At 59.9% G+C, this 26,678-nt stretch carries 30 protein-coding genes; 18 read left to right on the top strand and 12 right to left on the bottom strand.

Translation table 11 applies throughout. From position 1 onward, the window contains the following. Window positions 1–37: 37 nt before the first annotated feature. Window positions 38–976: an ACP S-malonyltransferase gene (gene fabD / locus MPJ51_RS01900; protein WP_298381293.1), complete on the bottom strand. Its 939-nt coding sequence runs from the start codon at window positions 974–976 to the stop codon at window positions 38–40. A 176-nt stretch (window positions 977–1,152) separates the two neighbouring features. On the opposite strand from fabD, the gene MPJ51_RS01895 reads away from it, so the two are divergent. Further along, window positions 1,153–2,379 carry a cytochrome b/b6 domain-containing protein gene (locus MPJ51_RS01895; protein ID WP_298381292.1) on the top strand — a complete coding sequence of 409 codons (1,227 nt, stop codon included), beginning with the start codon at window positions 1,153–1,155 and terminating at the stop codon, window positions 2,377–2,379. 57 nt (window positions 2,380–2,436) lie between these two features. On the opposite strand, the gene MPJ51_RS01890 is transcribed toward MPJ51_RS01895, so the two are convergent. Both MPJ51_RS01890 and MPJ51_RS01885 read right to left on the bottom strand, forming a co-directional pair. Then, on the bottom strand, window positions 2,437–3,009 hold the full coding sequence (locus tag MPJ51_RS01890; protein WP_298381291.1) for a YceI family protein: 573 nt from the start codon (window positions 3,007–3,009) through the stop codon (window positions 2,437–2,439). A 125-nt stretch (window positions 3,010–3,134) separates the two neighbouring features. After that, window positions 3,135–3,644, bottom strand: coding sequence for a hypothetical protein (locus MPJ51_RS01885; protein WP_298381290.1), 510 nt, complete (start codon window positions 3,642–3,644; stop codon window positions 3,135–3,137). A gap of 280 nt (window positions 3,645–3,924) precedes the next feature. Here MPJ51_RS01885 and rpsF point away from each other — a divergent pair, with 280 nt between their 5' ends. The 6 genes from rpsF (at window position 3,925) to MPJ51_RS01855 (ending at window position 7,764) form a co-directional block, all read left to right on the top strand. Then, complete coding sequence (rpsF, locus tag MPJ51_RS01880) at window positions 3,925–4,278, top strand: 30S ribosomal protein S6 (RefSeq protein ID WP_298381289.1); 354 nt, start codon at window positions 3,925–3,927, stop codon at window positions 4,276–4,278. 28 nt (window positions 4,279–4,306) lie between these two features. Further along, window positions 4,307–4,534: a 30S ribosomal protein S18 gene (gene rpsR, locus MPJ51_RS01875; RefSeq protein ID WP_005608650.1), complete on the top strand. Its 228-nt coding sequence runs from the start codon at window positions 4,307–4,309 to the stop codon at window positions 4,532–4,534. Between the two features lie 12 nt (window positions 4,535–4,546). After that, window positions 4,547–5,170, top strand: coding sequence for a 50S ribosomal protein L9 (gene rplI, locus MPJ51_RS01870; protein ID WP_298381288.1), 624 nt, complete (start codon window positions 4,547–4,549; stop codon window positions 5,168–5,170). Window positions 5,171–5,325: 155 nt separating this feature from the next. Beyond that, window positions 5,326–5,808 carry a lytic transglycosylase domain-containing protein gene (locus MPJ51_RS01865; RefSeq protein WP_298381287.1) on the top strand — a complete coding sequence of 161 codons (483 nt, stop codon included), beginning with the start codon at window positions 5,326–5,328 and terminating at the stop codon, window positions 5,806–5,808. Between the two features lie 280 nt (window positions 5,809–6,088). Then, on the top strand, window positions 6,089–6,790 hold the full coding sequence (locus MPJ51_RS01860) for a LuxR family transcriptional regulator (RefSeq protein WP_298381286.1): 702 nt from the start codon (window positions 6,089–6,091) through the stop codon (window positions 6,788–6,790). Between the two features lie 119 nt (window positions 6,791–6,909). Beyond that, window positions 6,910–7,764: an acyl-homoserine-lactone synthase gene (locus MPJ51_RS01855; protein ID WP_298381285.1), complete on the top strand. Its 855-nt coding sequence runs from the start codon at window positions 6,910–6,912 to the stop codon at window positions 7,762–7,764. A gap of 99 nt (window positions 7,765–7,863) precedes the next feature. Here the strand turns inward: MPJ51_RS01855 and tig are convergent, their stop codons facing one another. From tig to MPJ51_RS01840, 3 genes are all read right to left on the bottom strand, one after another. Then, a complete protein-coding gene (tig, locus tag MPJ51_RS01850; protein ID WP_298381284.1) occupies window positions 7,864–9,195 on the bottom strand; it encodes a trigger factor in 1,332 nt (443 codons plus the stop codon). A gap of 183 nt (window positions 9,196–9,378) precedes the next feature. After that, on the bottom strand, window positions 9,379–10,503 hold the full coding sequence (locus MPJ51_RS01845; protein WP_298381283.1) for a porin: 1,125 nt from the start codon (window positions 10,501–10,503) through the stop codon (window positions 9,379–9,381). A gap of 304 nt (window positions 10,504–10,807) precedes the next feature. Beyond that, the gene (locus tag MPJ51_RS01840) at window positions 10,808–12,415 is read right to left on the bottom strand and encodes an NAD(P)H-hydrate dehydratase (protein WP_298381282.1); all 1,608 of its coding nucleotides are present in this window, start codon (window positions 12,413–12,415) and stop codon (window positions 10,808–10,810) included. Between the two features lie 169 nt (window positions 12,416–12,584). Between MPJ51_RS01840 and MPJ51_RS01835 the strand changes: the two genes are divergently transcribed. The 5 genes from MPJ51_RS01835 (at window position 12,585) to MPJ51_RS01815 (ending at window position 17,099) form a co-directional block, all read left to right on the top strand. Continuing rightward, window positions 12,585–12,923, top strand: coding sequence for a P-II family nitrogen regulator (locus tag MPJ51_RS01835; RefSeq protein ID WP_170472761.1), 339 nt, complete (start codon window positions 12,585–12,587; stop codon window positions 12,921–12,923). Window positions 12,924–12,964: 41 nt separating this feature from the next. Then, on the top strand, window positions 12,965–14,371 hold the full coding sequence (gene glnA / locus MPJ51_RS01830) for a type I glutamate--ammonia ligase (RefSeq protein WP_298381281.1): 1,407 nt from the start codon (window positions 12,965–12,967) through the stop codon (window positions 14,369–14,371). Between the two features lie 129 nt (window positions 14,372–14,500). Continuing rightward, complete coding sequence (locus tag MPJ51_RS01825) at window positions 14,501–15,148, top strand: MSMEG_1061 family FMN-dependent PPOX-type flavoprotein (protein WP_298381280.1); 648 nt, start codon at window positions 14,501–14,503, stop codon at window positions 15,146–15,148. A 66-nt stretch (window positions 15,149–15,214) separates the two neighbouring features. Beyond that, window positions 15,215–16,000, top strand: coding sequence for a lytic murein transglycosylase (locus tag MPJ51_RS01820; RefSeq protein ID WP_298381279.1), 786 nt, complete (start codon window positions 15,215–15,217; stop codon window positions 15,998–16,000). A gap of 199 nt (window positions 16,001–16,199) precedes the next feature. Next, entirely contained in the window at window positions 16,200–17,099 is a 900-nt protein-coding gene (locus MPJ51_RS01815; RefSeq protein ID WP_298381278.1) for a hypothetical protein, read from the top strand. A 35-nt stretch (window positions 17,100–17,134) separates the two neighbouring features. Here MPJ51_RS01815 and MPJ51_RS01810 read toward each other — a convergent pair whose 3' ends face one another. Beyond that, window positions 17,135–17,878: a DUF3445 domain-containing protein gene (locus MPJ51_RS01810; protein WP_298381277.1), complete on the bottom strand. Its 744-nt coding sequence runs from the start codon at window positions 17,876–17,878 to the stop codon at window positions 17,135–17,137. Between the two features lie 123 nt (window positions 17,879–18,001). Between MPJ51_RS01810 and dddP the strand changes: the two genes are divergently transcribed. Both dddP and MPJ51_RS01800 read left to right on the top strand, forming a co-directional pair. After that, the gene (dddP, locus tag MPJ51_RS01805) at window positions 18,002–19,345 is read left to right on the top strand and encodes a dimethylsulfonioproprionate lyase DddP (protein WP_298381276.1); all 1,344 of its coding nucleotides are present in this window, start codon (window positions 18,002–18,004) and stop codon (window positions 19,343–19,345) included. A 104-nt stretch (window positions 19,346–19,449) separates the two neighbouring features. Further along, a complete protein-coding gene (locus tag MPJ51_RS01800) occupies window positions 19,450–20,664 on the top strand; it encodes a bifunctional alpha/beta hydrolase/OsmC family protein (RefSeq protein ID WP_298381275.1) in 1,215 nt (404 codons plus the stop codon). A 6-nt stretch (window positions 20,665–20,670) separates the two neighbouring features. Here the strand turns inward: MPJ51_RS01800 and MPJ51_RS01795 are convergent, their stop codons facing one another. The 5 genes from MPJ51_RS01795 to MPJ51_RS01775 form a co-directional block, all read right to left on the bottom strand. Next, window positions 20,671–21,000: a hypothetical protein gene (locus tag MPJ51_RS01795; protein ID WP_298381274.1), complete on the bottom strand. Its 330-nt coding sequence runs from the start codon at window positions 20,998–21,000 to the stop codon at window positions 20,671–20,673. Window positions 21,001–21,011: 11 nt separating this feature from the next. Beyond that, a complete protein-coding gene (locus MPJ51_RS01790; RefSeq protein WP_298381273.1) occupies window positions 21,012–21,569 on the bottom strand; it encodes a hypothetical protein in 558 nt (185 codons plus the stop codon). A 138-nt stretch (window positions 21,570–21,707) separates the two neighbouring features. Then, a complete protein-coding gene (locus MPJ51_RS01785) occupies window positions 21,708–22,301 on the bottom strand; it encodes a biotin transporter BioY (RefSeq protein ID WP_298381272.1) in 594 nt (197 codons plus the stop codon). Window positions 22,302–22,372: 71 nt separating this feature from the next. Continuing rightward, on the bottom strand, window positions 22,373–22,795 hold the full coding sequence (locus tag MPJ51_RS01780) for a DUF6314 family protein (RefSeq protein WP_298381271.1): 423 nt from the start codon (window positions 22,793–22,795) through the stop codon (window positions 22,373–22,375). Next, window positions 22,792–23,124, bottom strand: coding sequence for a hypothetical protein (locus tag MPJ51_RS01775; protein ID WP_298381270.1), 333 nt, complete (start codon window positions 23,122–23,124; stop codon window positions 22,792–22,794). Before MPJ51_RS01775 ends, MPJ51_RS01780 begins: the two co-directional genes overlap by 4 nt. Window positions 23,125–23,213: 89 nt before the next feature. On the opposite strand from MPJ51_RS01775, the gene purB reads away from it, so the two are divergent. From purB to MPJ51_RS01755, 4 genes are all read left to right on the top strand, one after another. Next, window positions 23,214–24,518: an adenylosuccinate lyase gene (purB, locus tag MPJ51_RS01770; RefSeq protein WP_298381269.1), complete on the top strand. Its 1,305-nt coding sequence runs from the start codon at window positions 23,214–23,216 to the stop codon at window positions 24,516–24,518. A 120-nt stretch (window positions 24,519–24,638) separates the two neighbouring features. Beyond that, entirely contained in the window at window positions 24,639–24,791 is a 153-nt protein-coding gene (locus MPJ51_RS01765) for an adenylosuccinate lyase (protein ID WP_298381268.1), read from the top strand. 104 nt (window positions 24,792–24,895) lie between these two features. Further along, window positions 24,896–25,438, top strand: coding sequence for a hypothetical protein (locus tag MPJ51_RS01760; protein ID WP_298381267.1), 543 nt, complete (start codon window positions 24,896–24,898; stop codon window positions 25,436–25,438). Between the two features lie 68 nt (window positions 25,439–25,506). Next, complete coding sequence (locus tag MPJ51_RS01755; protein WP_298381266.1) at window positions 25,507–26,601, top strand: FliG C-terminal domain-containing protein; 1,095 nt, start codon at window positions 25,507–25,509, stop codon at window positions 26,599–26,601. The last annotated feature ends 77 nt before the right edge of the window (window positions 26,602–26,678 follow it).

The raw sequence follows: 26,678 nt of genomic DNA, 5'->3' as shown, positions 1-26,678 counted from the left end.
TCCCTCTTGTCTCGTCGTTTTCTGACGTATGCCTCGATTAATCTTCGACCTGAACGGCCTTTTGCACATCCTCGGGCGTACCCACTGCCTTTCCGGCAATGGCCCGGTCGATCTTGCGCACCATGCCCGACAGCGCCTTGCCAGCGCCGATTTCCCATGTCTCGGTGACACCTTGCGCGGCCATGTATTGCACGCTTTCCCGCCAGCGCACCGCGCCGGTTACCTGTTCGATCAGCAGGCTGCGGATCAGATCAGGGTCCGAGACCGCCTCGGCCCGCACATTGGCCACCAGCGGCACGGCAGGCGCGTTGATCTGTACATTTGCCAGCGCCTCGGCCATCACATCAGCGGCGGGCTGCATCAGCGCGCAATGGAACGGAGCACTCACCGGCAGCATCACCGCCCGCTTGGCACCCTTTTCCTTGGCGATCTCGGCAGCGCGTTCCACGGCAGCCTTGGCGCCCGAGACCACAACCTGCGTCGGATCGTTGTCATTTGCGGCCTGACAGACCTCGCCCTGCGCGGCCTCTTCGGCCACCGCGCGCACAGCGTCCAGATCCAGCCCCAGAATGGCGGCCATCGCGCCCACGCCCACCGGCACCGCACTTTGCATCGCCTGCCCGCGTGTCCGCAGCAAACGCGCCGCGTCGCCCACCGAGAAGGACCCGGCAGCCGCCAGTGCCGAGTATTCACCCAGCGAATGCCCCGCCACAAAGGCGGCATCGGTGATCGCGACCCCTTCAGCCTCCAACGCGCGCAGCGCCGCCATCGAGGTTGCCATCAGCGCCGGTTGCGCATTCTGCGTCAGGGTCAGTTCGGCAATGTCGCCATCCCAGATCAGCGCGCTCAGCTTTTCCCCCAGGGCCTCGTCCACCTCATCATAGATGGCCTGGGCGGCAGGATATGCCTCGGCCAGCGCCTTGCCCATTCCGATGGTCTGGGCGCCCTGCCCGGGAAAAACGAACGCACGTGTCATGGTTGCCTCTTGGATGACGTCAGGTTGCGGCGGGGTGTAAACTGACTGACCGTCTGGCACAAGCACTGCCTGCGCTCTGCATAACGACACCTTTACTGTGCATCGGCGGGTACTTGTTTCCCGCCCCCCTGTCTTTAGGTTGAGATCAGCCGACGAATCCTCCGGAGCAACACCCCATGGCCTCGACCAATTCCTTTTCCAGCTACGGCAGCGTGACCAAGACTTTTCACTGGCTGACCGCCCTGCTGATCCTGACTGCCCTGCCGCTGGGCTGGATCGCGGACGAACTGGCGCATGCCGTGTTCAACCCCGCGATTCAGACCACCGAAGCAGACATTGCCTGGGCCGCTCGGGTCTTTTCGGTTCACAAGACCGTGGGCGTGGCCGTGTTCTTCGTCGCGCTGGCGCGGATCGCATGGACGGTGACGCAACCCAAACCGGGCCTGCTGAACGCCGACAACAAGCCCGAGGCATTTGCCGCGGAAACCGTGCACTGGATGCTGTACGGGTCGCTGGTTCTGGTGCCACTGACCGGCTGGATTCATCACGCCGCCGAGGAAGGCTTTGCCCCGATCCTGTGGCCCTTTGGGCAGAACCTGCCCTTCGTCCCCAAATCCCATTTCGTGTCCGAAGTCTCGGCAGACCTGCACGGGCTGTTCATCTGGGTGCTGGCGGTGGCGTTGGGCCTGCATGTTCTGGGCGCGCTGAAGCACCATGTGGTGGACAAGGACAGCACACTGCGCCGGATGCTGCCGGGCCGCTCGGACGCGCCCGAACCGCCGCAACAACACCATTCCGCAATGCCTGCGCTGGCCGCCGCCGCCATCTGGGGTGCCGTGCTGGTCTTCGGCTGGTCAACTGGCACATTCTCGGGCCATTCCGATGATGACGACGACGCCACCGAACTGACCGAGGTGCAATCGGACTGGCAGGTACAGGACGGCACCCTGTCGATCACCTTTACCCAGCTGGGCAGCCCCGCAACCGGAACATTTGCCGACTGGACGGCAGCAATTGCCTTTGCCGAGCCGGACGCCCCCGGCCTGGCGGGGACGGTCGATGTCATGATCGCCATCGGGTCCGTCAATCTGGGTACCGTGTCCGATCAGGCCAAAGGCCCCGATTTCTTTGACGCGGCCACATTCCCGACCGCAATTTTCAAGGCCGACCTCTACAAGACCGACACCGGGTACGAGGCGCGTGGCCCCCTGACCATCCGCGACAAGACTCTGGACATCGTTCTGCCCTTCACGCTGGACCTGCAGGACGATACCGCCACCATGGCGGGCTCGATCGACCTGAACCGGCTGGATTTCGATGTCGGCACCTCGCAACCGACCGAGGCGTCATTGGGCTTTGGCGTCACGGTTTCGGTCGAACTGACGGCGACAAGAGCCGAATAAAGAAAACCGCCGGGGCCTGCAGGCTCCGGCGGTTTTCCTTTGGGTATTCTGGCCAGATTATTCGGCTTTCTGAGCCTCAACCGAGATGCGGATTTCCACCTCGTCGCTGACAAAAGGCGCGAACTGGCCCAGATCGAAATCGCTGCGTACCAGTGTGGTGGTTGCGTCGAACCCGGCCCAGGGCTTGCCTGCCATCGGATGATCGCCGATCTGGTTCAGCCTGGCATCCAGAACAACCGATTTGGTCACGCCGTTCATGGTCAGATCGCCGGTGATGTTGGCGGTGTTTTCGCCCGTCACCTCAATCCCGGTCGAGGTGAAGGTGACCAGATCGCCCTCGGCTGCGCCAAAGAAATCCTCGGTCATAAAGTGATCTTCGCGCGGTTTCCAACCGGTGATCATCTCGATCACAGGCATCGACACGGATACGCTGGACGCGGCGGGGTCTTCCTGATCGAACATGATCTCGCCCTCAAATCCCGAGAACATGCCGTAGGTGGTGGAAAACCCAAGATGGTTATAGCTGAACAGAACCTGACTGTGGCTGGGGTCCAGCAGGTATTTCTCAGCGCTCGCGTGGGCTGCGGTTGCCGAAACGGCCAGGGCAGCAGCAAGAAGTGTGGATTTCATGACAATCTCCGCAATTAGGTGTCGCAATCCGGTTGGATTGCCCACCAACGAAAATGTGCCGCCCAAAGGCGGCACACAAGGCATTTCCCTCAACAAACTCTGTTCCTATTTGAACAGAAGCCCCTTTAGGCGAAAATCGGCACGTTCTGGCTCAGCTGACCTTTCAGCGCCCGGCTGACATCCGTCGATTCCAGCGGTAGCTTCATCAGCAGGCTGCCATCCACGTCAAAAAGCTCAACCTGACCTTCGTCAAACCGCGCACCGCCCAGCGAGTCATAGCTGCGGCGCAGAACGGTCTGGGGACGGCCGTCTTCGTTCTTTTGCAGGATGCGGACCTCGCGGCGGATCGGGTCGAAATAGGCGTCCGGGCGGGTGTCCAGGAATTCGATGGTCAGCAGGCTGACACCGGCAATCAGGAACATCAGCGACGCAGCCAGCTTGATCGGCCAGACATCAGTACCCATCACCGATCCGGGCATCAGCCACATGGAAAAGGCCGATACGACCATAAAGGCGCCCAGCACCCGGAACAGGATCATCCGGGCTTTCCAGTTCGGAGCGAAAGAGATCAGAACGGGGACGGATTTGTCAAAACCGGCACCCGGCGCGGCTTGCTTGAAAGTGTTCGTGTTCATCACGGCCATTTGTCTTAACCCTGTCTGTGGTTCCGAATGATCCGGGTCGCCCCGGCTTAATGAACAACCTCGGGTCGAAAAGCGTCAGGAATTGGGCAGTGCAAAGGAAATAGGGCGACTTCACAATGGCATATGTGGCAGGGCTTGCCCCGCCCGTGGAAACGTGTATATGGGGCCATCCTTCGCAATATGTATGAATCGCGCAGCCTCTCGTGGCAGGGTCGCGAAGGATGATCAGACCCCGCCTTTGAAATGCGCCTTGATATAAACAGGAGTGAACATGCCACTGTATGAGCATGTAATGATCGCGCGTCAGGACCTGTCCAACGCGCAGGCGGAAAGCCTTGTCGAACATTTCGGCACCGTGCTGTCGGACAATGGCGGCCAACTCGTGGATAGCGAGTACTGGGGCGTCAAGACGATGGCCTACAAGATCAACAAGAACCGCAAGGGCCACTATGCCTTCCTGAAGACCGATGCCCCCTCGGGCGCGGTTCAGGAAATGGAACGCCTGATGCGCCTGCATGACGACGTCATGCGCGTTCTGACCATCAAGGTCGACGGCCACGAAGACGGCCCGTCGGTTCAGATGCAGAAGCGTGACGAACGTGGCGACCGCCGCGAGCGCCGTTGATCAACGCCTGAGAAAAGGACACTAAACCATGGCCGCAAAACCATTTTTCCGCCGCCGCAAGGTCTGCCCGTTCTCGGGTGAGAACGCGCCCAAGATCGACTACAAAGACACCCGTCTGCTGCAGCGCTACATCTCTGAGCGCGGCAAGATCGTACCGTCGCGCATCACCGCCGTTTCGGCGAAAAAGCAGCGTGAACTGGCCCGTGCTATCAAGCGCGCCCGCTTCCTCGCCCTGCTGCCCTACGCCGTGAAGTAAGGAGAGACTGATATGCAAGTTATCCTGCTGGAACGCGTTGCGAAACTGGGTCAGATGGGCGACGTCGTTGACGTCAAGCCCGGCTACGCCCGCAACTTCCTGCTGCCCCAGGGCAAAGCGCTGAGCGCGTCGAGCGCGAACATCGCTTCGTTCGAAGCCCAGAAAGCGCAGCTGGAAGCCCGCAACCTGGAAACCAAGAAAGAAGCTGAAGCGCTGGCTGAAAAGCTGGACGGTCAGCAGTTCATCGTGATTCGCTCGGCATCGGATGCTGGCGCTCTGTACGGCTCGGTCACCCCGCGTGACGCCGCAGACGCCGCGACCGAGGCTGGCTTCACCGTCGACAAGAAACAGATCGCCCTGGTCGCTCCGATCAAGGAACTGGGTCTGCACGCGGTTGCCGTCAACCTGCACCCCGAAGTCGCCGTTGAAATCCAGATGAACGTCGCCCGTTCGGAAGAAGAAGCCGAACTGCAGGCTTCGGGCAAATCGATTCAGGAACTGGCCGCCGAAGAAGAGGCTGCCGCTGAATTCGAAATCGCCGAACTGTTCGACGACATCGGCTCGGCCGCGTCCGACGATGACGATCTGGTCGCCGAAGAGGCCCCGGCTGCTGAAGACGAAGAAGCCAAAGCCTAATCCTTCGGGACATCCCAATCAGAAGGCCGCGCATAAATGCGCGGCCTTTTTCGTTGGCCGGGGGAGATGAGCAAATTTTGGCCAGAATTCACACCTAGGCTTGCGAACGGAAAGGTGATCCATATCATCCGCCTTCGCAGTTCGGAGCAGACCTCATGACCAACCTTCTTCGCCGCCACGTGCTGGCCCTATTCCTCGTCGCCCCGCTGGCCGCCTGCGGGGGGCCTGACACGCCGACACGCGCAACCTTTGATCCGCCGCTTTACCCCAATGAAACACCCGAACTGCGCGCCTCGATCAACAAATGGGCCGATCATTACGAGCTCCCGCGTGAACTGGTGCACAAGCTGGCCATCCGCGAAAGCACGCACCGGCCTTGGGCCGTGAACCGCCCCTATTACGGGTTGCTGCAGATTCTGCCCGCGACGGCCCGTTCGATGGGGTACACCGGCAATGCGGAGGGTCTGCTGGACGCCGATACAAATCTGGAATTTGCCGGGAAATACCTGCGGGGTGCGTGGCTGTTGTCGGATGGCGACCAGAAACGCGCGATTTTCCTTTATGCAAAGGGCTATTACCCCGAAGCCAAGGCCCGCGGAATGCTGGTCGAAACCGGGCTTGTCCCGGCCTCAAATTAGGCGCTACAAGAAGTCATATCTGACTATATGAGCAGACCTTTAAAGACCGAAAAAGGCGCGAAACCCCCTCTCATGCGCTGAAAAGCTGCTCGGTTTCCGATGAAGCACATGAAAAACCACGCATTTAGAAGGCATTGAAATCAATACGGCAGACATTTGCCACATGTTCTTGTCTTATAGCTGGAAATATGGTGTTCTGGGCTGCGTCCGAACGGTGGGGTATGTTCGTTCTGGCGGAAATGGGGTCGCCCGGCACTCCGGGTTCAGGTGGTTTTGCCTTATGGAAATTATAGATCTCAGCACCCTTCCCCAAGAGGACACTCGCTATGACGAGTTCCTCAAACAGGTCTGTGACAAGTTCGAAATGGACCATGCCGCCTATGCGGGCATGAACCCGGCTGCGGGCACAATCCATGGCCATGTCACCTATGGCGACGACTGGAAGACCCATTATCAGGAACAGGGCCTGCACCTGATTGACCCGACGTTACACATGAGCCAGCGCAGCATCGCCCCGGTGGATTGGAGCCGGCTGGAGCGCAACAAGGATTTTCAGCGCGTTTTCAGGGATGCGCATGATTTCGGGCTTCCGGACCAAGGCATCACCATCCCGGTGCGCGGTCCCTATGGCGATATCGGCCTGCTCAGCGCCACCCGCAGTTGCAGCCGGGACGAATGGAAAAAGCTGGTTCCCAACGTAATCAGCGAACTTCAATCCCTGGCGGTGCATATCCATGACAACGTCATGGCGTCCGATGCGCTCAGCCGGATGCTGTACCATCCGACCCTGTCCAGCCGCGAGTTGGAGATACTGCAATGGGCCGCTGCCGGGAAATCGCAGCAGGATATCGGCGATATCCTGTCGATTTCTCACCGCACGGTTGAAGTACACTTGCGCTCCTCGCGCGAAAAGCTTAATGCACTGACCACTCCTCAGGCCGTCGGACGCGCCATTGGAATCGGGCTAATCTACCCAGGATAAAGCCAAAATTAACGATTTCGGCCCAAAAATGAGACCGAACTACGGGAATCCCCCAATAGAATCGCTGTGGAAAACCGGTAACGATTTAGTCACCGAACAACCACTCGAAGGGGGATGACATGATTTTGGTAGTTGATGGGCTGAACAGACATCTGTTCGGCGAGGTTCTCGACGAAATGTTTGAACTGAGAGCCCGGGTATTTGGTGGACGTCTTGGATGGGACGTCAATATCGAAGATGGAAAGGAAATCGACCAGTTCGATCATCTGGATCCTGCATATGTGATCGGTCTCGACGACGGGGGGAATGTCGTCGCTGCCGTGCGTGCGCTCCAGACCACAGGTCCGCATATGCTGTCGGACGTGTTTTCTGCAATCCTGTGTGGCGAAGCACCCATTCGCAGCGCAACCATGTGGGAATCCACCCGGTTCTGCGTGGACACGCAGCGCCTGACCCGCGGCAAGGAAAAGAACTCGGTTTCTTACGCCACGTGTGAGCTGATGATCGGCTCGCTGGAATATGCCCGCAGCGCGGGTATTCAGGACATCATCACCGTGATTGACCCGGTCATGAACCGTGTCCTGAAACGCTCGAACTGCGCGCCGTACGACTATGTGGGCGAAACGGTTCCGATGGGCAAGGTCCCGGCCATGGCGGCCCTGCTGGATTGTTCTGAGGAACGGATTTCAGGGCTTCGCGAATTCGCTGGCATCCATGATGATGTCTTTGTCGAAGAAGAAAAAGCGCTGGAGATGTTTGCGGCGAAGAAAGCCACTGAACTCAGACCCGCAAATCGCGACCACAAGCCGCTGAGCGATCTGGAAAAATACTTTGTCGAACAGATGTGCGCGGCGCAGAACGAAGAAGAAAGACAGGCTGTTCTGAACCTGATCGAGGAACTGTCTGAGAAATTCACCCCAGAGCAGAAATACGCTCTGTTACAGACCCCCCGTGCTTTTGCTCATGAGGCCTGACCCCCTCACCTCATAGGAACAAAAGCCACCCACGCGGAGTCGCCTCAGCTACAGGCGGCTCCGCTTTTTTTGTCCCTGCAAGGCAAGGAAGGAAGAGGATTATTCCTCTTCCAGCGCCTCAACGGCTTTCTGCAGGTCGTCCTTGCTGACTTCCTTGTCGGCAACCTGCGCCAGTTCGACGATGTAGTCGACAACCTTGTCTTCAAAGATCGGCGCGCGCAGTTGCTGCTGCATCTGGGCGTTCTGCTGCACGAATTCAAAGAACTGGCGTTCCTGACCCGGGTACTGACGCGCCTGGTTCATGATCGCCTGGGTCATCTCGGCATCGGTCACCTCGACCTCGGCCTTCTGGCCCAGTTCGGCCAGCAGCAGGCCCAGACGCACGCGGCGCTCGGCCAGTTTGGTGTGCTCGTCGGTGGGCTCGATCGGATCGTGATCGTGGCCTTCAACCTCGGGGTTTTCCTCGTGCCACAGCTGATGCGCGATCTGCTTGGCCTCGGCGTCAACCAGCGACGGAGGCAGGTCGAACGAGACCTTCTCGTCCAGCACATCCAGCAGCTTGCGCTTCATGACCGCGCGCGAGGCACCGGCATATTCCGCTTCCAGACGCTCGGAGATCTGGCCTTTCAGCGCGTCCAGATCCTCGGCACCGAACTTGGTGGCCAACTCGTCATTGACCTCGGCCACGACCGGCTCTTTCACCTCTTTGATGGTGCAAGAGAAGACAGCGTCTTTACCGGCCAGATGCTCGGCACCGTATTCCTCGGGGAAGGTGACGTTGACGTCTTTTTCTTCCTCGGCCTTCACACCAACCAGCTGCTCTTCAAAGCCGGGGATGAAGCTGTTCGAACCCAGAACCAGCGGATAATCCTCAGCCGCACCGCCTTCGAATTCCTCACCGTCAACCTTGCCGACGAAGTCGAACACGATCTGGTCGCCATCCTTGGCTTTCGACCCCTTGCGGCGCGCTTTGAAATCCTGCGCGGTTTCGGCCAGGTTGTTCAGCGCCTCTTCAACGGCTGCGTCATCAGCCTTGACCACCAGCTTTTCCAGCTCAACCGATTTCAGGTCAACCTCGGGGATCGCAGGCAGAGCCTCATAGGACATCGCGACCTCAACATCGTCGCCTTCTTTCCAGTCCTCGTTGGTCATCTTGACCTCGGGCTGCAGCGCCGGACGCTCACCGCTGTCCTCGAAATGCTTGTTCATGGCACCGTCGATGCTTTCCTGCATCGCTTCGCCCAGCAGGCGCTGGCCAAACTGCTTTTTCAGCAGCGCCATCGGCACCTTGCCTTTGCGGAAACCCTTCATCTCGATATCCGGCTGTGCCTCGGTCAGCTTTTCGTTGACCTTGTCGTCCAGCTCGGCTGCGGTCACAACGATGTTGTAGCCGCGTTTCAGACCTTCGTTCAGCGTCTCGGTAACCTGCATTATGGTAGTCCCCATAGGATTCGGGGCGCGCAAAACGGGCGCGCCGGGCAAATTTGACGCCTTCTATTTGCCCAGCCGCCTGCGTGCAAGGGGCAAAGGCCCGATCCCACCCGGAATTGACCGGTTCACGAACGAAAAACGCCCCGGACAAGGCCGGGGCGCATGCTTCAACCCGATCCGGGATCAGAACCGCCAGCGGGCGCCCAGCACCCAGGCTTCGTTCTTGTCGAACGAGGTGCCGTCGTCGAAATCATGGCTGCGGTATTTCAGGTAGGCATCGGTGTTGATGCTGTCGATCCGCTGCACCACCGCGATACCCCAGGCATCGGTGCTGGAGCCTGCGGTGTCGAAGTCCGAACCGCTGAAATAGTCGACCCCAACCCCGGTTTTGCCCCAGGCAATCCAGTCGCCCTCATACGCGATCTTGCCATAGACATAGTTCGGATCAGAGGCACCCGCCGCATCGTCGGACCGCGTGCCCGCAGCGGCAGTAAAGCTCAGACCGTTTTGCAGCAGGACCGAGGCCGAACCGATCGTATCCTTGCGGTCGCCGGTATTGGCATCGCTGGAACGGACCGAATAGGCCACAGCGGCAGCAAACTCGACCCCACCGGCGAAAGTGTTGGAGTAGCGCACGCCGACATCGTAGTAGTCATCGTCATCACCGCTGGCCAGGATGTTCTGACCATAGGCAAGTCCGGCAGTAAATCCGCTGATTTCCGGCGTGTCATAGCGCACCCGTCCGCGCCGCGAACCGTCAAAGTTGCTGCTGGTATCCCCGACGGTGATCCCGCTCAGAACGCCATTGGTGTCGCGATAGAAGAACCCGCCGTTTTCGTCATTGGTGAACGAATACAGCGCCGTGCCGACATAGGACAGGTCCACCTCAGCCGCGCCATCAGCCACCATGCTGCCCTGCCCGGCCGAGAATGTGCCCCAATCCCCTTTCAGCGCAAAATCCACATGGCGGATGTCTTCGCGCGTCCAGCCGCTGAAATTGGTGCCCAGCTGGTTCCACTCACTGGAATTGGGCAGGCCCAGCCCAGTCTCAAGCCGGAAGGTGAATTCATTCTGGCCAAAGGGTTGCAACAGGCGCAGCCCGACGCGGCTGTTAGACAGATCATTGTCCAGAACCCGCGTTTCCGTCTGCTGCCCGTCATCGACCGAGATCAGCGCCGGGTTCAACTGCCCATAAAGCAGCACATACCCGCCCGAGTTGTTTTCGTATTTCAACTCGGCCGCCGCGGGGATCGCCGTTGTTGCGGCCAGAACCGCCGCCATTGAAGTCAGTTTGAAATTCACTGTCATGTTATTCACCATGAAGGTTCGGGTTGTTGTCTCCTGCTCAGATGTTCACCAAATCTTGTGTTTCCAGTGATCGCCCGCCCAAGCTCCGGCCTCATTGCATTTTCGCCACATCACCCTCAGCGAAAACTATTAATAATAGTATTTTATCAATGCCTTATACCAAGACACGCATTCGATTCATTTCGCGCCCAAGTAAATAGTGACGCCCAGCCCTGCGCCCCGCAAACACCCGGTATGCGTCAGGTGGGACGCTGCGGCGAAACTGCACCGTTCTGGTGCGATTTCGGCTGTATTTTGCCAGTTACTATCTAATATTAAGATTTTTGAATACTGATGGCAATTGCTCAGGCAAGTCCTCGGCGATCAGCCCCGGTCCGAACTGCCTTGCACATTCCACATGCAGCCAGGCGGCGGTCTCGGCGGCCTGCATCGGCTCGAACCCGCGGGCCAACAAACCGGTGATGAACCCGGCCAGCACATCACCCGATCCGGCGGTGGCCAACCAGGGCGCGGCGCGCTCGTAATGGGCCGAATTGATCGAACACCGCCCATCCGGCGCCGCGATCACCGTATCTGGCCCCTTGAACAACACCACACACCCGGCCCGCTTGGCAGCCTCACGCGTGGCATCAACCTTGGAATAGGCCGGACCCTTGGTGGGCACAGCAGACAGTTTTTCGGCTATATCCGGAAACAGCCGCGCAAACTCACCGCCATGCGGGGTCAACACACAATCCTCGTGGAGCAATTCGAACAAAGCTTCCGGCGCTTCGACAAACCCCGACAGCGCATCCGCATCCAACACTGTCGCGCGCCCGGCCGCCAACGCCACCGGCACCAACTCCCGCGCTCGCCGCAGCCCAAGCCCCGGCCCCAGACACAACGCATTCAACCGCTCATCTTGCAAGACCTCCGCTAACCCGTCCGCGTTCTCGATACGCCGCAGCATAATGGCCGTAACCTGCCCCGCCACCTCCAACTGCGCCGAGGGCGGCACGCCCAGCGTCACCAGCCCCGCCCCGATCCGCAGAGCCCCCCGCCCCGCCAACCGCGCGGCGCCGGTTTTGCCAGCACCACCGGAGAGGATCAGGGCATGGCCATGTGCGTATTTGTGGCCCCTCACCCCCTTCGTCACCGAACGGTTTCCTTCAGAAACCAATTGAACAGCTTGAGCGGAGTCTTGACACTCAAGCCCGATTGACTTGGTCCGAACTTTCCCGCAGCCGACAGGGCCATCGCCGATCATGTGCCCAACTTTTCGGCGGTGAAATGTGACGGTCAAATCCGCCATAATCACGTTCCCAAGCACGCGCCCACTGTCGGCACACAAACCGCTCGGAATGTCGATGGCGACAACTCGCACATTATGCTCTCGAATTAAGTTCCTAGCCGGCTCAATCGACAACAGCGAGAAAATCCCTTGAAACGGGCGCGTCAAACCAGTTCCGAACAATCCATCAACAATCAGATCAAAGTCCGGCGGTAGCTGGAGGTAGTCATCTCCGAGCGGAGGCGGATCGACCCTTCGGATACTCACGTCGCCCTTGCTGCCCCATAACTCAAAGTTCTTACGCGCATCCGGCGGCAATTTCTCCGGATCGCCATACAAAAACACCTTCAAGTCCCAACCCAACTCGCGCAACAATCGCGCAACAACAAACCCGTCCCCACCATTATTCCCGGGCCCACACAAAACGACGGCCCGCAAAGGATCCTCTTCATCTGGCCCCAAATATCCCGGGGAGCGCGAGGGGCTGGCCCTTCGCCTGTCCAACGCTGGCCATTCTTCGAAAACAGCCTCGACAACACCCTGCCCGGCCCGCTCCATCAACTCCAACCCGGTCACCTGACCCGACTCGATGGCTGCCTGTTCGATGGCCCGCATCTGCGCCGCCGTCAGCAATTCCGTCATCCCAAACCCTCGCCCGATTCAATTTCGATCATTTTTTGTGCAGCTTGGTCAAAAATTGACCACCCGCCCATTTTCACCGCATCAGACCACGGCCAAACAAGCAATCACATTGCCGCCCAATCTTAGACGTGATCACTGCACTGCAGACAACCATGCAAGGTGAACCGGAATGAAAAAGATCGAAGCGATCATCAAGCCGTTCAAACTGGACGAAGTGAAAGAGGCTCTGCAGGACGTGGGCGTCCAGGGCCTCAGCGTGATCGAGGTCAAGGGCTTTGGTCGTCAGAAAGGTCACACCGAGCTTTATCGCGGTGCGGAATACGTGGTCGATTTCCTGCCCAAGGTGAAGGTCGAAGTGGTGCTGGACGACGATCAGGTCGACGCCGCCATCGACGCCATCGTTTCGGCCGCCAAGACCGACAAGATCGGCGACGGCAAGATCTTTGTCTCGCCCGTTGAACAAGCCATCCGCATCCGTACCGGCGAAACCGGTTCGGACGCGCTGTAATCCTAACGAATATTCACACATCTATCAGAAGGACCAAGGGAATGAGCGTAGACGCAGTTCTCAAGACACTCCGCGAAGAAGACGTCGCTTATGTCGACATCCGTTTCACTGACGTGCGTGGCAAGCTGCAGCACGTGACAGTGGACGTCGATCTGGTTGACGAAGACTTTCTGGAAGAAGGCTTCATGTTTGATGGCTCGTCCATCGCGGGCTGGAAATCGATCGAAAACTCGGACATGAAACTGATCGCCGACACCGCTTCGGCCTATATTGATCCGTTCTATGCCGAAAAGACCCTGTGCCTGCACTGCTCGATTGTTGAGCCTGACACCGGCGAGGCCTACGGCCGCGACCCGCGCGGCACCGCGCAAAAGGCCGAGGCGTATCTGAAAGCCTCCGGCATCGGCGACGTGGCCTATATGGGCCCCGAGGCCGAGTTTTTCCTGTTCGACGACGTGCGTTTCTCGAACAGCATCAACAAAGTGTCGTTCGAAGTTGATGCCACCGACGCATCGTGGAACACCGACACCGAATATGAGATGGGCAACATGGGTCACCGCCCCGGCGTCAAGGGCGGCTACTTCCCGGTCAACCCCATTGATGAGGCGCAGGACCTGCGATCGGAAATGCTCTCGACCATGAAGCGTTTGGGCATGAAGGTCGACAAACACCACCACGAGGTCGCCTCGTGCCAGCACGAGTTGGGCCTGATCTTCGACAGCCTGACCAAACAGGCGGACGAGTTGCAGAAATACAAATACGTCATCCACAACGTCGCCCACGCCTACGGCAAATCGGCTACTTTCATGCCGAAGCCCATCGCAGGCGACAACGGCACCGGCATGCATGTGAACATGTCGATCTGGAAAGACGGCAAGCCGCTGTTTGCAGGCGACAAATACGCCGATCTGTCGGATGAAGCGCTGTGGTTTATCGGCGGCATCCTGAAGCACGCCAAAACCCTGAACGCTTTCACCAACCCGGCGACCAACAGCTACAAGCGTCTGATCCCCGGCTTCGAGGCCCCCGTTCTGCGCGCCTACTCGGCCCGCAACCGTTCGGGCTGCGTGCGTATTCCGTGGACCGAAAGCCCGAAAGCCAAGCGCGTTGAGGCTCGCTTCCCCGATCCGGCGGCCAACCCCTATCTGGCCTTTGCCGCCCTGCTGATGGCCGGTCTGGACGGCATCAAGAACAAGATCGACCCGGGCGAGGCGATGGACAAGAACCTCTACGACCTGCCTGCCGAGGAACTGGCCGATATCCCGACCGTCTGCGGCAGCTTGCGTGAGGCGCTGGAAGCTCTGGCATCCGATCACGACTTCCTGCTGCAGGGCGATGTGTTCACCAAAGACCAGATCGACGGCTATATCGCGCTGAAGATGGAAGAGGTCGAAACCTACGAACACACACCGCACCCGGTTGAGTACGGCATGTACTACAGCTGCTGACCAAGAATTTTCGACGAAAATTCTCGCGGGGCGTCCATCGGGCGCCCCTTTTTGCGCGAGGTCACAGGATTTGACGGATCGCGGGCGATCTTTCACACTCACCCCATTACCTCCCAGCGGAGAAATCCTATGCCCGACCGCGACGCGTCTTTTGCCCAATTCTCGGATATCGTGACATCTGCCGAAGAACTGGAGCGGATTTGTGGCCAGCCCATGCCCCAGATCATCGCCAAGGAACTGACCGCTCTGGATCAGATGTGCCGCGACTTCATTGCGAAATCTACCTTTTGCCTGATCGCCTCGGCCAATCCGGACGGCCATCTGGATATCTCACCGCGCGGCGACCCCGAGGGGTTTGTGCAGGTGATCTCGGACAACCTGATCGCAATTCCCGACCGACCCGGCAACAAGCGCGTGGATACGTTCCACAACGTCCTGCAGGACCCGCGCGTCAGTGTGATCTTCTTCGTTCCCGGCAAGATGGAGACTCTGCGCCTGCGTGGCACCGCCCGAATTTGCGCTGATCCAGAACTGCTGAACGGCATGGCGGTGCAGAACCACCCACCCAAGTTGGCATTGTTGATCCACATCGACACCGCCTTTGCCCATTGCCCCAAATGCGTGATAAGGGCGAACCTGTGGCAGCCGGACAACTGGCCGGATGCCTCGGGCCTGCCGAACATGAACGCGATGATGGTCAAACACGCAAGGATCGACAAAACCCCCGAGGAATGGTTCGAAAGCCTGAAAGGCACAGATGAACTGGACCTTTATTAACGCCCTTTGCGAACGCACAAAGGGGCTCTACCCTGATGGGCAGATTTCAAACAACGGATTACCCCCATGTTGCGCGCCCTGATGCTGAGCCTTGCCCTGACCTCGCCCGCACTTGCCGCCCCCTGCGGCAATACCAGTGCCGGGTTCGAGGGCTGGAAAGCCGATTTTGCCAAAACCGCCAAACGGGCCGGGGTGAAAAAGAAAGGTCTTCAGGCGCTGGCACAGGCGCACTATGCCACCGGCACCATTGCAGCGGATCGCAATCAGAAAAGTTTCAAATACTCGCTGGACAAGTTCATGCAGGTGCGTGGCGCCGATACGATCGTGGCACAGGGGCGCAAGCGCAAGGCGCGCAACCCCGAATTCTATGCCGCGCTCGAACGTCAATACGGCGTCCCCGCTGGCGTCCTGATCGCCATTCACGGCATGGAGACCGGCTTTGGCAATTTCATGGGCGACAGCCAGATTGTTTCAGCAATCACGACATTGGCCTATGATTGTCGCCGATCCGAGTTTTTTATTCCGCATGCAATTGGGGCATTAAAACTGGTTGACGCGGGCAGTATCACCGTGGCGACAAAAGGGGCAAAACATGGCGAGCTGGGCCATACGCAGTTCCTGCCCGGCAATGCGCTGACCTATGGTGTCGATGCGACCGGGGACCGGCGGGTGGACTTTTACAACATGACCGACGCGCTGGCCTCAACTGCGAATTTTCTGCGTAAGAAAGGCTGGAAACCCGGTCGCGGCTATCAGCCGGGGCAGCCGAATTTCAAGGTGATCGAACAGTGGAACGCAGCCACGGTGTACCAGCAATCCATCGCCATCATGGCAGCACGAATCGACAATTGACGCCACCCGGTTTCGGACACCTGCCCACCCCGTTTTGGCCACAATGCCGCCACAAATATTAAAATTGGCCTTAATTCCTTTGGTTTCCAACACGTAATCAATCTTGCCGAATTTTGATTTTTCTCCATTTTCGTCAAATTCTCCCCCTTATCCCCGGATAACATCTTGTTTCAGAAAGATTGCGACAAAGGGAAATCCTGTGACTGCAAAGCACAGATATCATGGCGGACTTCAGTTCAGCGGCAGCGCCGATCACGCGCTGGAACGGTTCAGCGACATCGTCGCGGCCACGCTGGAAGATTACGGCCACCTGGTAGAACGCAAATCCCTGCTGAACCCGTCCGAGGCCAGCATCGTCACCAGCCAGTATCTGGTACGCCTGCAGCTTGAGGTTCAGGAGGTCGAAAACACCGACCGGTACGAGCGGATGGATCGCGCTGCGGGCCTCAAGACCCTGACACGGCCCGCACCCACGCGCCCGCGCAACCGGCTGGCCATGACGATCTCACCGGTCTCAGAGTTGCTGGATGACAGCGAGATTTCCGAGATGATGCTGGTCGTGGCGCTGTATCGGATGGTCGATATCTGCTCGACCCAGCGCATCGAATGGCTCTCTCCCAAAACCGTCCTGACGCTGGAACAGTTTCTGGGCGCTTTTGACACTTTGGCCCCCCGCAAACCACGTGACCGCAAACAGATCTTCAATGCGATCAGCGGTCCTTTCGCTGGGCTCGACCTGCCGGATCCCCTCGCCGACATGGTCGAGCCAGCAAAAGCCAAACCAAGGCCGATCCAGCTGACCGACGATCAGTTGCTCAGCATTGCGTTTCGGACCGAACCCGAGGCCCCCATATCCTCGACCCCCGCCCCTGACGTTGAAGACGAACGCCCCAGCGATATTCTGCGACTGACCACATGGGGCATGACCGGTGCCGTGGCCAGTATTTCCGCCCCCATTGCCATGTCGATGGCCGCCGTCAACCTGATCCGGGGTGAGGATTTCCGCCTGAACACGCAAGTTCTGGCGCTGACCACCGCGATTTTCGGGCTAAACACCAGCGGTGCCATCGCCGGCGTCGTCAACGTGTTGGGCATGTAAAGAATACACCAAGACCCTCCTAGGAGGCCCCGCCATCAGGCGGGGTTTTCTGGTTTTGGCACCTGCTCAACGTCCAGAACATAGGTGTGAATGGAAAACACCACGGCCTGCGTGCGCGGCAGACGCAATAGGGATTGCCGCTCGGTGCGCAGAAACCGGGCCGCGCCGCGATCCCGGATTTCACGCGGGTCTTCGGCACTGCGCGGCTGAAACAGCTCGGCCTCCTGATACCAGAGCGCATTGAACCGCCACAACGGACGGTCGGGTTGGATACCATCGAACAGACGCTGCACACGGCGGGCGATATTGTCATCATAGCTGTCCACCGTGTCGTGAATCCCGATCAGCGGGCGCATGAATTTCTCGGACAGGCGCCAACTGGCCGGAAAACACAGGATTGCACCCGTCAGGACATGCTCATCCCCCTGTTTTTGCAGAATGCAGAAATCCTCCTGCGCCAGCAGACACAGGGTGCCCAGCGGATCGGATCGGTCGATGACAACCTGCATCCCGTCGGGCCGCGTGATGCTGGCGTCGGCTCCGGGATAAAGTTGCTGCAACACCGTATCCAGCAGCTCTTGCGCGGCGGGTTCTGCTGACGGGTCCAGGGCCAGGACCTCGTCCCGGCGGGTGGTCAACAGGGTTTCCCGGTGCCGCATCTGGGCGGCAAAGGCATCGTCCCGGTGCAGCCAGTCCTGCATGTCAGTCGGTTGAATACCCGGTAAGTTCCGTTCAACAAGCGGGTCGTAAGGGATCTGGGTCTGCAATATGGTCGCCATGGGATCGGTCTAGCACCCAAGCCCGCTTTTGTCGGTCAAAAAGCGACCCATGCGCAGTCGCAAACCACCGCGACTGCGGCAGCAGATTTGGCCACGTTCGAACAGCAAGCAGGGAGGCAAGCGATGAACCGGCATTACAGGGACACCAGAAAGATCGACCCGACGCGTGGTGCGGTTCTGGGTGATGGCACCCCAAACGACAATGACCGGGTCGAGATCGGCCCGACTCAGCTTGCCTTTTCCGAATGGGCCGTCGCCGGGCTGGAGCTGCCCAATCTTGAAGCGATGCGCGAATTTCGCTGGAAACGGCTGACCCAGGCCATCGTGGATCGCGGCTATGGCGGGTTGTTGATGTTCGATCCGCTGAACATCCGCTACGCCACCGACAGCACCAATATGCAGCTGTGGAACACCCACAACCCGTTCCGGGCACTGCTGCTGTGCGCCGACGGGTATATGGTGATCTGGGACTATAAACAGTCGCCCTTCCTGTCCGAATTCAACCCGCTGGTGCGCGAACAACGCTCGGGCGCGGACCTGTTCTATTTCGACCGGGGCGACAAGGTGGATGTGGCCGCTGACGCACTGTCGAACGAAATCCGGGTGTTGATCGAAGAACATGGCGGCGGCAATATGCGGCTGGCGGTGGACAAGATCATGCTGCACGGCTTGCGTGCGCTTGAAGCACAAGGGTTCGAGGTCATGGAAGGCGAAGAGGTCACCGAAAAGACCCGCGCCATCAAGGGCCCGGACGAGATTCTGGCGATGCGCTGCGCCAGCCACGCCTGCGAATCCGCCGTGGCCGAGATGGAGCGGTTCGCCCGCGCCAATGTCGGCAATGGCAAAACCTCCGAGGATGATATCTGGGCCGTTCTGCACGCCGAAAACATCCGCCGGGGGGGCGAGTGGATCGAGACCCGCCTGCTGGCCTCGGGCCCGCGCACCAACCCGTGGTTTCAGGAATGCGGCCCCCGGATCACGCAGCAGAACGAGATCGTCTCGTTCGATACTGATCTGATCGGCTCTTACGGCATCTGCGTCGACATCTCGCGCAGCTGGTGGATTGGCGATGAAAAACCGCGGCCCGATATGGTCTATGCCATGCAGCACGCGCATGAGCACATCATGGCCAATATGGAACTGCTGAAACCCGGCGTCATGATCCCCGAGATCATCGCCAATTGTCACCCGCTGGATGCCCAATATCAGAAACAGAAATACGGCTGTTTCATGCATGGTGTCGGGCTTTGCGATGAATGGCCGCTGCTATCCTATCCCGATCAGGCGGTCGAAGGCGCCTATGACTACCCGCTGGAACCCGGCATGGTTTTGTGCGTCGAAGCGCTGGTTTCGCCTGAGGGCGGCGATTTCTCGATCAAGCTGGAAGATCAGGTGCTGATCACAGATAACGGATACGAGAACCTGACCAAATACCCGTTTGACGCCGCTTTGATGGGTCAGTCGTAACGTATTGACGCAAAAGGTCACCTCCGCGTGAGGCGCGTGTCAGGCGGGTTGTAGCACGGCCCGGTCGGGACCACTCTGGGACCTGATGATTCAGGAGTGTTCCCATGCCGACCGAGCGCATCTTCTTTTCCGGCCATGACGGCAGCAAACTGGCCGCGCGGCTTGACCTGCCGGACGGGCCGGTGCTGGCGACGGCCCTGTTTGCGCATTGTTTCACCTGCTCCAAGGATATTCCGGCGGCGCGGCGCGTCTCGGCCCGGCTGGCGGCGATGGGGATCGCCGTGCTGCGGTTCGATTTCACCGGGCTTGGCCATTCGGGGGGTGAGTTCGCCAACACCACCTTTACCTCGAATGTCGAAGACCTGATTGCCGCCGCGATGTATCTGGCCGGGCGGGATATGGCCCCGTCCCTGCTGATCGGCCATTCGCTGGGCGGTGCTGCGGTGCTGCGCGCACGGGCCGGTATCCCATCGGTCAAGGCGGTGGTGACATTGGGCGCGCCCGCAGACCCCGGCCATGTGGCGCATCATTTCGAGGACGCCCTGCCCGAGATCGAGCAGGATGGCAGCGCCGAGGTCACGCTGGGCGGTCGCCCCTTCCGCATCGGCAAGGCGTTTGTAGACGATATCTCGGAAACCGCGCTGGCCCCGGCCATTGCCGATCTGAAGGCGGCGCTGCTGATCCTGCACGCCCCCCGGGATGAGACCGTCAGCATCGACAATGCCAGCACCATCTTTCTGGCCGCCAAACACCCCAAAAGCTTTGTCACGCTGGACGATGCCGATCACCTGATCACCCGCGCCGCAGATGCCGAATACGCCGCAGATGTGATCGCCGCCTGGGTGACGCGCTATGTCAAACTCTCCCCGCCCGCCCCGCCACCCGGCGCGCCCGAAGGGGTCGTGCGGGTGACCGAGGTCGATTCCAGTGGCTTCCTGCAGGACATCCAGTCCGGCCCGCGTCATCACGCAATTGCGGATGAACCGGCCTCTTATGGCGGTACGGATCGGGGCATGTCGCCCTATGGCTTCGTGTCCTCGGGGCTTGGGGCCTGCACCTCGATGACGATCCGCATGTATGCGCGCCGCAAACGGTGGCCGCTGACCGGGATCACGGTGGATGTGTGCCACAACAAGGTCCATGCGCAGGATGCCGGGCTGGCGGGTGACCTGAAGGTTGACCTGTTCCGCCGCAAAATCCGCCTGTCCGGGCCTTTGGACGATGCGCAAAAGGCCAAGCTGATGGAGATCGCGGATAAATGCCCGGTGCACCGCACGCTGGAAGGCTCGGCCCAGATCACGACCGAGCTGCTTCCCTAAACCCCCCTAGCGCCGGGGGCGTGGCGGGCGGTGGATCGGAGGTCGCGCCGCAGGCGGACGCGCCGCCGGAGGACGCGGACGCGCCGGCGGTTTAGCAATCGGCGGCTTTGCGACCGGCGGTTTCGGCTTGGGCCGGTCCGGGCGATCGGGACGGTTCACATCCACATCGACATCCACGTCGTGGTAATAGTCATTCCACAGCATCGAGTCGTAGAACGGGTCATACCCGTACCCGACCCCCACGCCCAAAGTGACGCCATCGCAGGCCGAAAGGGTAAAGGCCGATGCCCCAAGGCCCAGCGCCAGAACGGAACGTTTCAGGATTTTGCGTGTCATCCGGACCTCCCTCAGCGTGCGGACCGGAACGACGCGAAGACGTCATTCAGGTCATCCACATAATCCGGGTTCGCCCCGCTCAGCAGCACCGCCACGATCACGGCCACGCGGTCGCGCGGCAGATCGACCACAGCGACGGTGAAATTCACCCCGCGCCCATCGCGGCTGCCGGTGCCGCGGATGACCCGGGCGGGCAGCCCTCCGATCCGGGTTTCGCTGGTGCTGGTCACTGTGGGCTCTTTCACCAGAAATTTGTCGATATCCTGCAAATACCGCACCCCGCCCCGGATCGAACCCACCCCGGCGGGTGAGACAAAGCCCATCCATGCGGTCTCATCCGTCACCGGCCGGATGCCCATGACACGCGCCACGGCGCGGGGGTCACCCAGTTCGGTATCCTCGATATCGCGCGGACCGCCAGTGCGCAGGGTCCAGAAATCGGGAATGGCAAAGGAAAACAGCGCCCGGCCATTATCGGTATAAGTGACCGGCGTTTCCGCCATTGCCGGAGTCATGCCGATCCAACAAGCAGCGCAACCGGCCAGCGCCGTGTTCAGTAAAATACGCATATCTCAATAACCTGATCATTTCATTGGGATCAGATTGACCTGCGCGAATGTGTTTTGTCCAGTGTCGCATTGATCGGCCACGAAAAAGCCGCGCCCGAACAGCATCGGACGCGGCTTTGAAGAAACGGTGAAACAGGATCAGGCGCGCGCGTCGCCCACCAGCTTCCACAGCGCCGGGATCAGCAGCGCGGCCAGCGCCAGTTTGATCGCGTCACCCAGCAGGAACGGCGTCAGGCCCCATTCCAGGATCGGTTTGTCCCAACCAAACAGCTGACCCAGCCACAGCAGGCCCGGCACGTAGATCAGCACGTTTGCCAGCACCAGCGCCAGCGCCAGTTTGCCAACCGACCGGTCCCAACCACGCGCGGCCAGCGCGCCCAGCAGCAGGGTCGCCAGCAGGTAGCCGACCAGATACCCTCCGGTGCCGCCCATCATGTAGGTCAGCCCGTATTTCTCGGCCGAGGAGCCCGCGAATACGTCAAAGCCCAGCGCACCGATCAGCAGATAGCCCAGCATGGTCACCAGACCCAGACGTGCGCCATAGGCGGTGCCGATGGTCAGGACAGCAAAGGTGCCCATGGTGATCGGAACCGGCCACATCGGCACTTTGATCTTGGCGGCCACGGCCAGGGCGGCGATGCCCAGAACCACCAAAACCGCCTGTTTGACGCGCAGCGCCGTGCCCTCACGCGGGCCAATGGCGTTGGCCAGAACATTTGCACTCATCTTCATATCTCCCCATTCGGATCAGAATTTCCGCGACAGCAATGCCCCTAGAAGGCTCAAACTGCAATATGATTATGCTAGCGCAGCATGTATTCCGTGTCCATTTCATAGGATTTCCGGGGGCCGGACACGGTCCAGCGCACGCTCCAGCGGGGCCAGCCGTTGAAATCATAGGCGGCGTCATAGCTGTCGGGCGGGCAATCATGGTGATCCGAAACCCGCGCCTGCCCCAGTTTCAGCCTGTGAAAATAGCGGCCATCGTCGAAATACACCGCAATCCCGTCTGGCTCCTCGCGCCACAGATACCGGCGCGTGCCTTTCATCGCGGGCTGGCCGGGGATGTGCAGCGTGACCTCTTCCTCATAGATCAACCCGTCCTCGGCCCGGTGCAGATGCGCCTGCCCTTCGGCCTGTACCACCTGCCCGGCACGGGCATCGCGGATGGTGCGATTCAACTGCCAGCACCCCTCGAAATCAGACAGGCGCTGCGGCAGGTTCATTCGGCATAAACCCCGTCGGTGGTGCCGCCACCGTCATCGACAAACCGGATGGTCTGGCCGCTTTGCTGCACATCATAGCAAGCCCACAGATCCGAGGGCGGCCAGAGCGAGCAATAGCGATCCTCGCGCACCGCCCAGCGGCCCGCGCTGGGACGGCCCGAAAAATACTGCGTCAGCATCGTATCATCGAAGGTCTGCCAGACGCCCTCGCCATAATCCAGTTTCTGACCCGTCAGAGCGGCCAGGATTTCATCGCCATTCAGCGTGCGAAACTCCTCTGCCGCCAAAAAACCCGGCCAGATCATCAAAATCAGGGCAAACCGTCTCATCCCAACACTCGCGTCTTGTTCCCTTGCGCGGGGGCGTTTAAACCCCGCGCCAACGCCTCAAGCCAAATCACAAAAAGGTGCTGCCGCCAATGATTCCCCGCTATTCCCGCCCCGAAATGGTTGCCATCTGGTCGCCCGAGACCAAGTTCCGCATCTGGTACGAGATCGAAGCCCATGCCTGCGATGCGATGGCCGATCTGGGCGTGATCCCGCGCGAGAACGCACAGGCCGTGTGGAAAGCCAAGGACGTGGAATTCGACGTGGCCCGCATTGATGAGATCGAGGCTGTCACCAAACACGATGTCATCGCCTTCCTGACCCATCTGGCCGAACATGTCGGCAGCGACGAGGCGCGCTTTGTGCATCAGGGCATGACCTCTTCCGACGTGCTGGACACCTGCTTCAACGTGCAACTGACCCGCGCCGCCGACATCCTGATCGCCGATCTCGAAGGTCTGCTGGCCGCCCTGAAACGCCGCGCCTATGAGCATAAGGAAACCGTCCGCATCGGCCGCAGCCACGGAATCCACGCGGAGCCGACCACCATGGGCCTGACCTTCGCGCGTTTCTACGCCGAGATGGACCGCAACCTGTCCCGCATGCGCGACGCTCGCGCTGAGATTGCCACCGGTGCGATCAGCGGCGCGGTCGGTACCTTCGCAAATATCGACCCACGCGTCGAGGAACATGTCTGCGATCAACTGGGTCTGGTGCCCGAACCGATCAGCACGCAGGTCATCCCCCGCGACCGCCACGCCGCGTTTTTCGCCACGCTGGGTGTCATCGCCAGCAGCATCGAAAACATCGCCATCGAAATCCGCCACATGCAGCGGACCGAGGTACTGGAGGCCGAAGAGTTCTTCTCGAAAGGTCAAAAGGGCTCATCCGCGATGCCGCACAAGCGCAATCCGGTGCTGACCGAAAACCTGACCGGTCTGGCGCGTCTGGTCCGTATGGCTGTGGTGCCTGCGATGGAGAACGTGGCCCTCTGGCATGAACGGGACATCTCGCACTCGTCCGTCGAGCGTAACATCGGCCCCGACTCTACCGTCACGCTGGATTTTGCCCTGTCGCGCCTGACCAGCGTGATCGACAAGCTGGTCGTCTATCCCGACAACATGCTGGCCAACATGAACAAATTCCGCGGTCTGGTGATGAGCCAGCGCGTGCTGCTGGCCCTGACGCAAGCCGGTGTCAGCCGTGAAGACGCCTATCGTCTGGTGCAACGCAACGCGATGAAGGTCTGGGAAGAAGGCAAGGATTTCAAAACCGAACTTCTGGGTGACGCCGAAGTCACCGCCGCGCTGAGCGCTGAGGAAATCGAAGAGAAATTCGACCTCGGCTACCACACCAAACATGTCGACACGATCTTTGCACGGGTGTTTGGCGACTAAGCCAAACCCAGCATCACCGAAGGCAAGGCCCGGCTGCATCCCGCAGACCGGGCCTTTCTTTTGCCAGATCGTCAATAATCGGATAGTCTAGGGCTGCATTTTCCGCACAGGAGAAACACCATGATCCGTACTTTAATCTGTGCATTGGCCCTGATCTACACCGCCTCAGTCGGGCTGGCCTGCAGCGGGCATTCCAAACAGACCCAATCCTGCGCGGAAGGCACATTCTGGGACAGTGACACCAAAAGCTGCATGAAACTTACCAGCAGTTGACGAAAAACTTTCCTACTTGTGAATAAAAGCGACGGTCCAGCTGTTAGCTTTTTCAGAGATCACGCTTATGATTTTGAAAGCAGCCCCGAGAACGGAGTAGGAAAATGCGCCTTGTATTCGCTTCTGCAATTGCCCTTCAGGCTTTTGCCTTCGCACCTGTAGTTCATGCAGCAGGCGGCGGTGACAACAACCCGCCGAAACCGACCAACACCACCAAGAAATGCCTGTTTGGCCGCGTCTTTGACGAAGCCGCCGGTAAATGCGTCAAGCCGAACAAAACCAATTTCAGCGAAGATCAACTGTATGATGCGGTGCGCGAACTGGCCTATGACGGGCAATACGAGCACGCCCAGGACATCCTGCGCGTCATGGATCAAAACGATGACCGCGTGATGACCTATTGGGGCTTTACCTACCGCAAAATGGGTGAGCTGGCACTGGCGAATGCCTTCTACGAAAACGCCATCGAAGCCAATCCCGACAATATTCTGGCCCGCAGCTATATGGGGCAAGGCTTTGTCACGGAAGGGAAAACCGATCTGGCCATCGCACAGTGGCGCGAGATCAAGGCCCGTGGCGGCGAAGGCACCTGGGCCGAGGCCTCGCTGCGCGAAGCGATCCAGACCGGGCTGACTTACAGCTACTAAGGTTCAGGGTTTCTTTACCCGCTTGTCCCTATTCTGCCCCATGACGCGAAACTTGGCATGACAGGCAGATGCAGGACACGAACGCATTGGTACAGATGATACCCGGGGCGCAGGCCTCGGGCATTGAACAGGTTGATGACGCCCCTCAGGTCATCCCCCGCACGCTCAGCCGAACGCAGAAAGCCGCCGTAATCGTGCGGCTGCTGCTGAACGAAGGGGCCGATATTCCGCTGGAGGAACTGCCAGACCCGCTACAGGAACAGCTGACCCATCAGCTGGGGCGTATGGGACTGGTGGATCGGGTCACGCTGGATGCGGTGGCCCGCGAATTTGCCGATGCATTGGACAGTGTAGGGCTGGCCTTTCCCCATGGGCTGGCGGGCGCGCTGGACGCGGTGAACGGCAAGATCGCTCCCGCCACGGCGGCGCGGCTGCGCAAGGTGGCCGGGGTGCGCCAGATCGGTGACCCCTGGCAACGCCTGCGCGAAATCGCGGTTGAGGATCTGGCCGAAATGGCGCAGGCCGAAAGCACCGAGGTCGCCGCCGTCATGCTCTCGAAACTGGAAACCGCCAAGGCGGCGCAGTTGTTGGGGCAACTCCCCGGCCCCACCGCGCGGCGGATCACCTATGCGGTGTCGAAAACCGCCAATGTCACGCCCGAGGCGGTGGAGCGGATCGGCTGGTCGCTGGCTGCGCAACTGGACCAACGTCCCACCCCGGCCTTCAAGGATGGCCCCGGCGCGCGGGTGGGCGCGATTCTGAACCAGTCGGCCGCCAATACACGCGACGGGCTGCTGACCGCGCTGGATGAAGAGGATGCGGATTTCGCCGACACGGTGCGCAAATCCATCTTCATCTTCGCCCATATCCCGACCCGCATTCAGCCCCGCGATGTGCCCGCCATCCTGCGTGAGGTGGACCAACCCGTTCTGGTGGCCGCCATGGCCGGGGCCGCCTCGGACGAGGATCGCGTAGTGGTCGAATTCCTTCTGTCCAACATCTCGGGCCGCATGGCCGACAACCTGCGCGAAGAAGTGACAGAGCGTGGCAAGGTCAAACAATCCGAAGCCGAAAACGCCATGTCCGAGGTCGTTGCCGCCATTCGGACCCTGCTGGATGCAGGCACCATCATCCAGATCGAAGAAGAGGAGGACGAGGAATAGGCCCGACAGCCCCGTAGAATAACGCCGGAGCGCACGCGGCAGGCACACCCTTGTGAACGAGAGAGTGGGGCTGTATG

This window comes from Ruegeria sp. (assembly GCF_028066395.1).
GTDB lineage: Bacteria > Pseudomonadota > Alphaproteobacteria > Rhodobacterales > Rhodobacteraceae > Ruegeria.
This window is presented reverse-complemented; position numbering and strand designations above follow the sequence as displayed.

Bases quoted from the DNA above. Each gene is read 5' to 3' on its own strand.
- MPJ51_RS01765 (WP_298381268.1), top strand. From the start codon at position 24,639: ATGATCCGTACTTTAATCTGTGCATTGGCCCTGATCTACACCGCCTCA.
- MPJ51_RS01835 (WP_170472761.1), top strand. From the start codon at position 12,585: ATGAAAAAGATCGAAGCGATCATCAAGCCGTTCAAACTGGACGAAGTG.
- tig (WP_298381284.1), bottom strand. From the start codon at position 9,195: ATGCAGGTTACCGAGACGCTGAACGAAGGTCTGAAACGCGGCTACAAC.
- MPJ51_RS01825 (WP_298381280.1), top strand. From the start codon at position 14,501: ATGCCCGACCGCGACGCGTCTTTTGCCCAATTCTCGGATATCGTGACA.
- MPJ51_RS01865 (WP_298381287.1), top strand. From the start codon at position 5,326: ATGACCAACCTTCTTCGCCGCCACGTGCTGGCCCTATTCCTCGTCGCC.
- dddP (WP_298381276.1), top strand. From the start codon at position 18,002: ATGAACCGGCATTACAGGGACACCAGAAAGATCGACCCGACGCGTGGT.
- MPJ51_RS01790 (WP_298381273.1), bottom strand. From the start codon at position 21,569: ATGCGTATTTTACTGAACACGGCGCTGGCCGGTTGCGCTGCTTGTTGG.
- MPJ51_RS01820 (WP_298381279.1), top strand. From the start codon at position 15,215: ATGTTGCGCGCCCTGATGCTGAGCCTTGCCCTGACCTCGCCCGCACTT.
- MPJ51_RS01810 (WP_298381277.1), bottom strand. From the start codon at position 17,878: ATGGCGACCATATTGCAGACCCAGATCCCTTACGACCCGCTTGTTGAA.
- MPJ51_RS01855 (WP_298381285.1), top strand. From the start codon at position 6,910: ATGATTTTGGTAGTTGATGGGCTGAACAGACATCTGTTCGGCGAGGTT.
- MPJ51_RS01895 (WP_298381292.1), top strand. From the start codon at position 1,153: ATGGCCTCGACCAATTCCTTTTCCAGCTACGGCAGCGTGACCAAGACT.
- rpsR (WP_005608650.1), top strand. From the start codon at position 4,307: ATGGCCGCAAAACCATTTTTCCGCCGCCGCAAGGTCTGCCCGTTCTCG.
- MPJ51_RS01780 (WP_298381271.1), bottom strand. From the start codon at position 22,795: ATGAACCTGCCGCAGCGCCTGTCTGATTTCGAGGGGTGCTGGCAGTTG.
- MPJ51_RS01800 (WP_298381275.1), top strand. From the start codon at position 19,450: ATGCCGACCGAGCGCATCTTCTTTTCCGGCCATGACGGCAGCAAACTG.
- glnA (WP_298381281.1), top strand. From the start codon at position 12,965: ATGAGCGTAGACGCAGTTCTCAAGACACTCCGCGAAGAAGACGTCGCT.
- MPJ51_RS01775 (WP_298381270.1), bottom strand. From the start codon at position 23,124: ATGAGACGGTTTGCCCTGATTTTGATGATCTGGCCGGGTTTTTTGGCG.
- MPJ51_RS01885 (WP_298381290.1), bottom strand. From the start codon at position 3,644: ATGAACACGAACACTTTCAAGCAAGCCGCGCCGGGTGCCGGTTTTGAC.
- rpsF (WP_298381289.1), top strand. From the start codon at position 3,925: ATGCCACTGTATGAGCATGTAATGATCGCGCGTCAGGACCTGTCCAAC.
- MPJ51_RS01840 (WP_298381282.1), bottom strand. From the start codon at position 12,415: ATGACGGAATTGCTGACGGCGGCGCAGATGCGGGCCATCGAACAGGCA.
- MPJ51_RS01845 (WP_298381283.1), bottom strand. From the start codon at position 10,503: ATGACAGTGAATTTCAAACTGACTTCAATGGCGGCGGTTCTGGCCGCA.
- MPJ51_RS01760 (WP_298381267.1), top strand. From the start codon at position 24,896: ATGCGCCTTGTATTCGCTTCTGCAATTGCCCTTCAGGCTTTTGCCTTC.
- MPJ51_RS01755 (WP_298381266.1), top strand. From the start codon at position 25,507: ATGCAGGACACGAACGCATTGGTACAGATGATACCCGGGGCGCAGGCC.
- MPJ51_RS01785 (WP_298381272.1), bottom strand. From the start codon at position 22,301: ATGAAGATGAGTGCAAATGTTCTGGCCAACGCCATTGGCCCGCGTGAG.
- MPJ51_RS01890 (WP_298381291.1), bottom strand. From the start codon at position 3,009: ATGAAATCCACACTTCTTGCTGCTGCCCTGGCCGTTTCGGCAACCGCA.
- purB (WP_298381269.1), top strand. From the start codon at position 23,214: ATGATTCCCCGCTATTCCCGCCCCGAAATGGTTGCCATCTGGTCGCCC.
- rplI (WP_298381288.1), top strand. From the start codon at position 4,547: ATGCAAGTTATCCTGCTGGAACGCGTTGCGAAACTGGGTCAGATGGGC.
- fabD (WP_298381293.1), bottom strand. From the start codon at position 976: ATGACACGTGCGTTCGTTTTTCCCGGGCAGGGCGCCCAGACCATCGGA.
- MPJ51_RS01860 (WP_298381286.1), top strand. From the start codon at position 6,089: ATGGAAATTATAGATCTCAGCACCCTTCCCCAAGAGGACACTCGCTAT.
- MPJ51_RS01795 (WP_298381274.1), bottom strand. From the start codon at position 21,000: ATGACACGCAAAATCCTGAAACGTTCCGTTCTGGCGCTGGGCCTTGGG.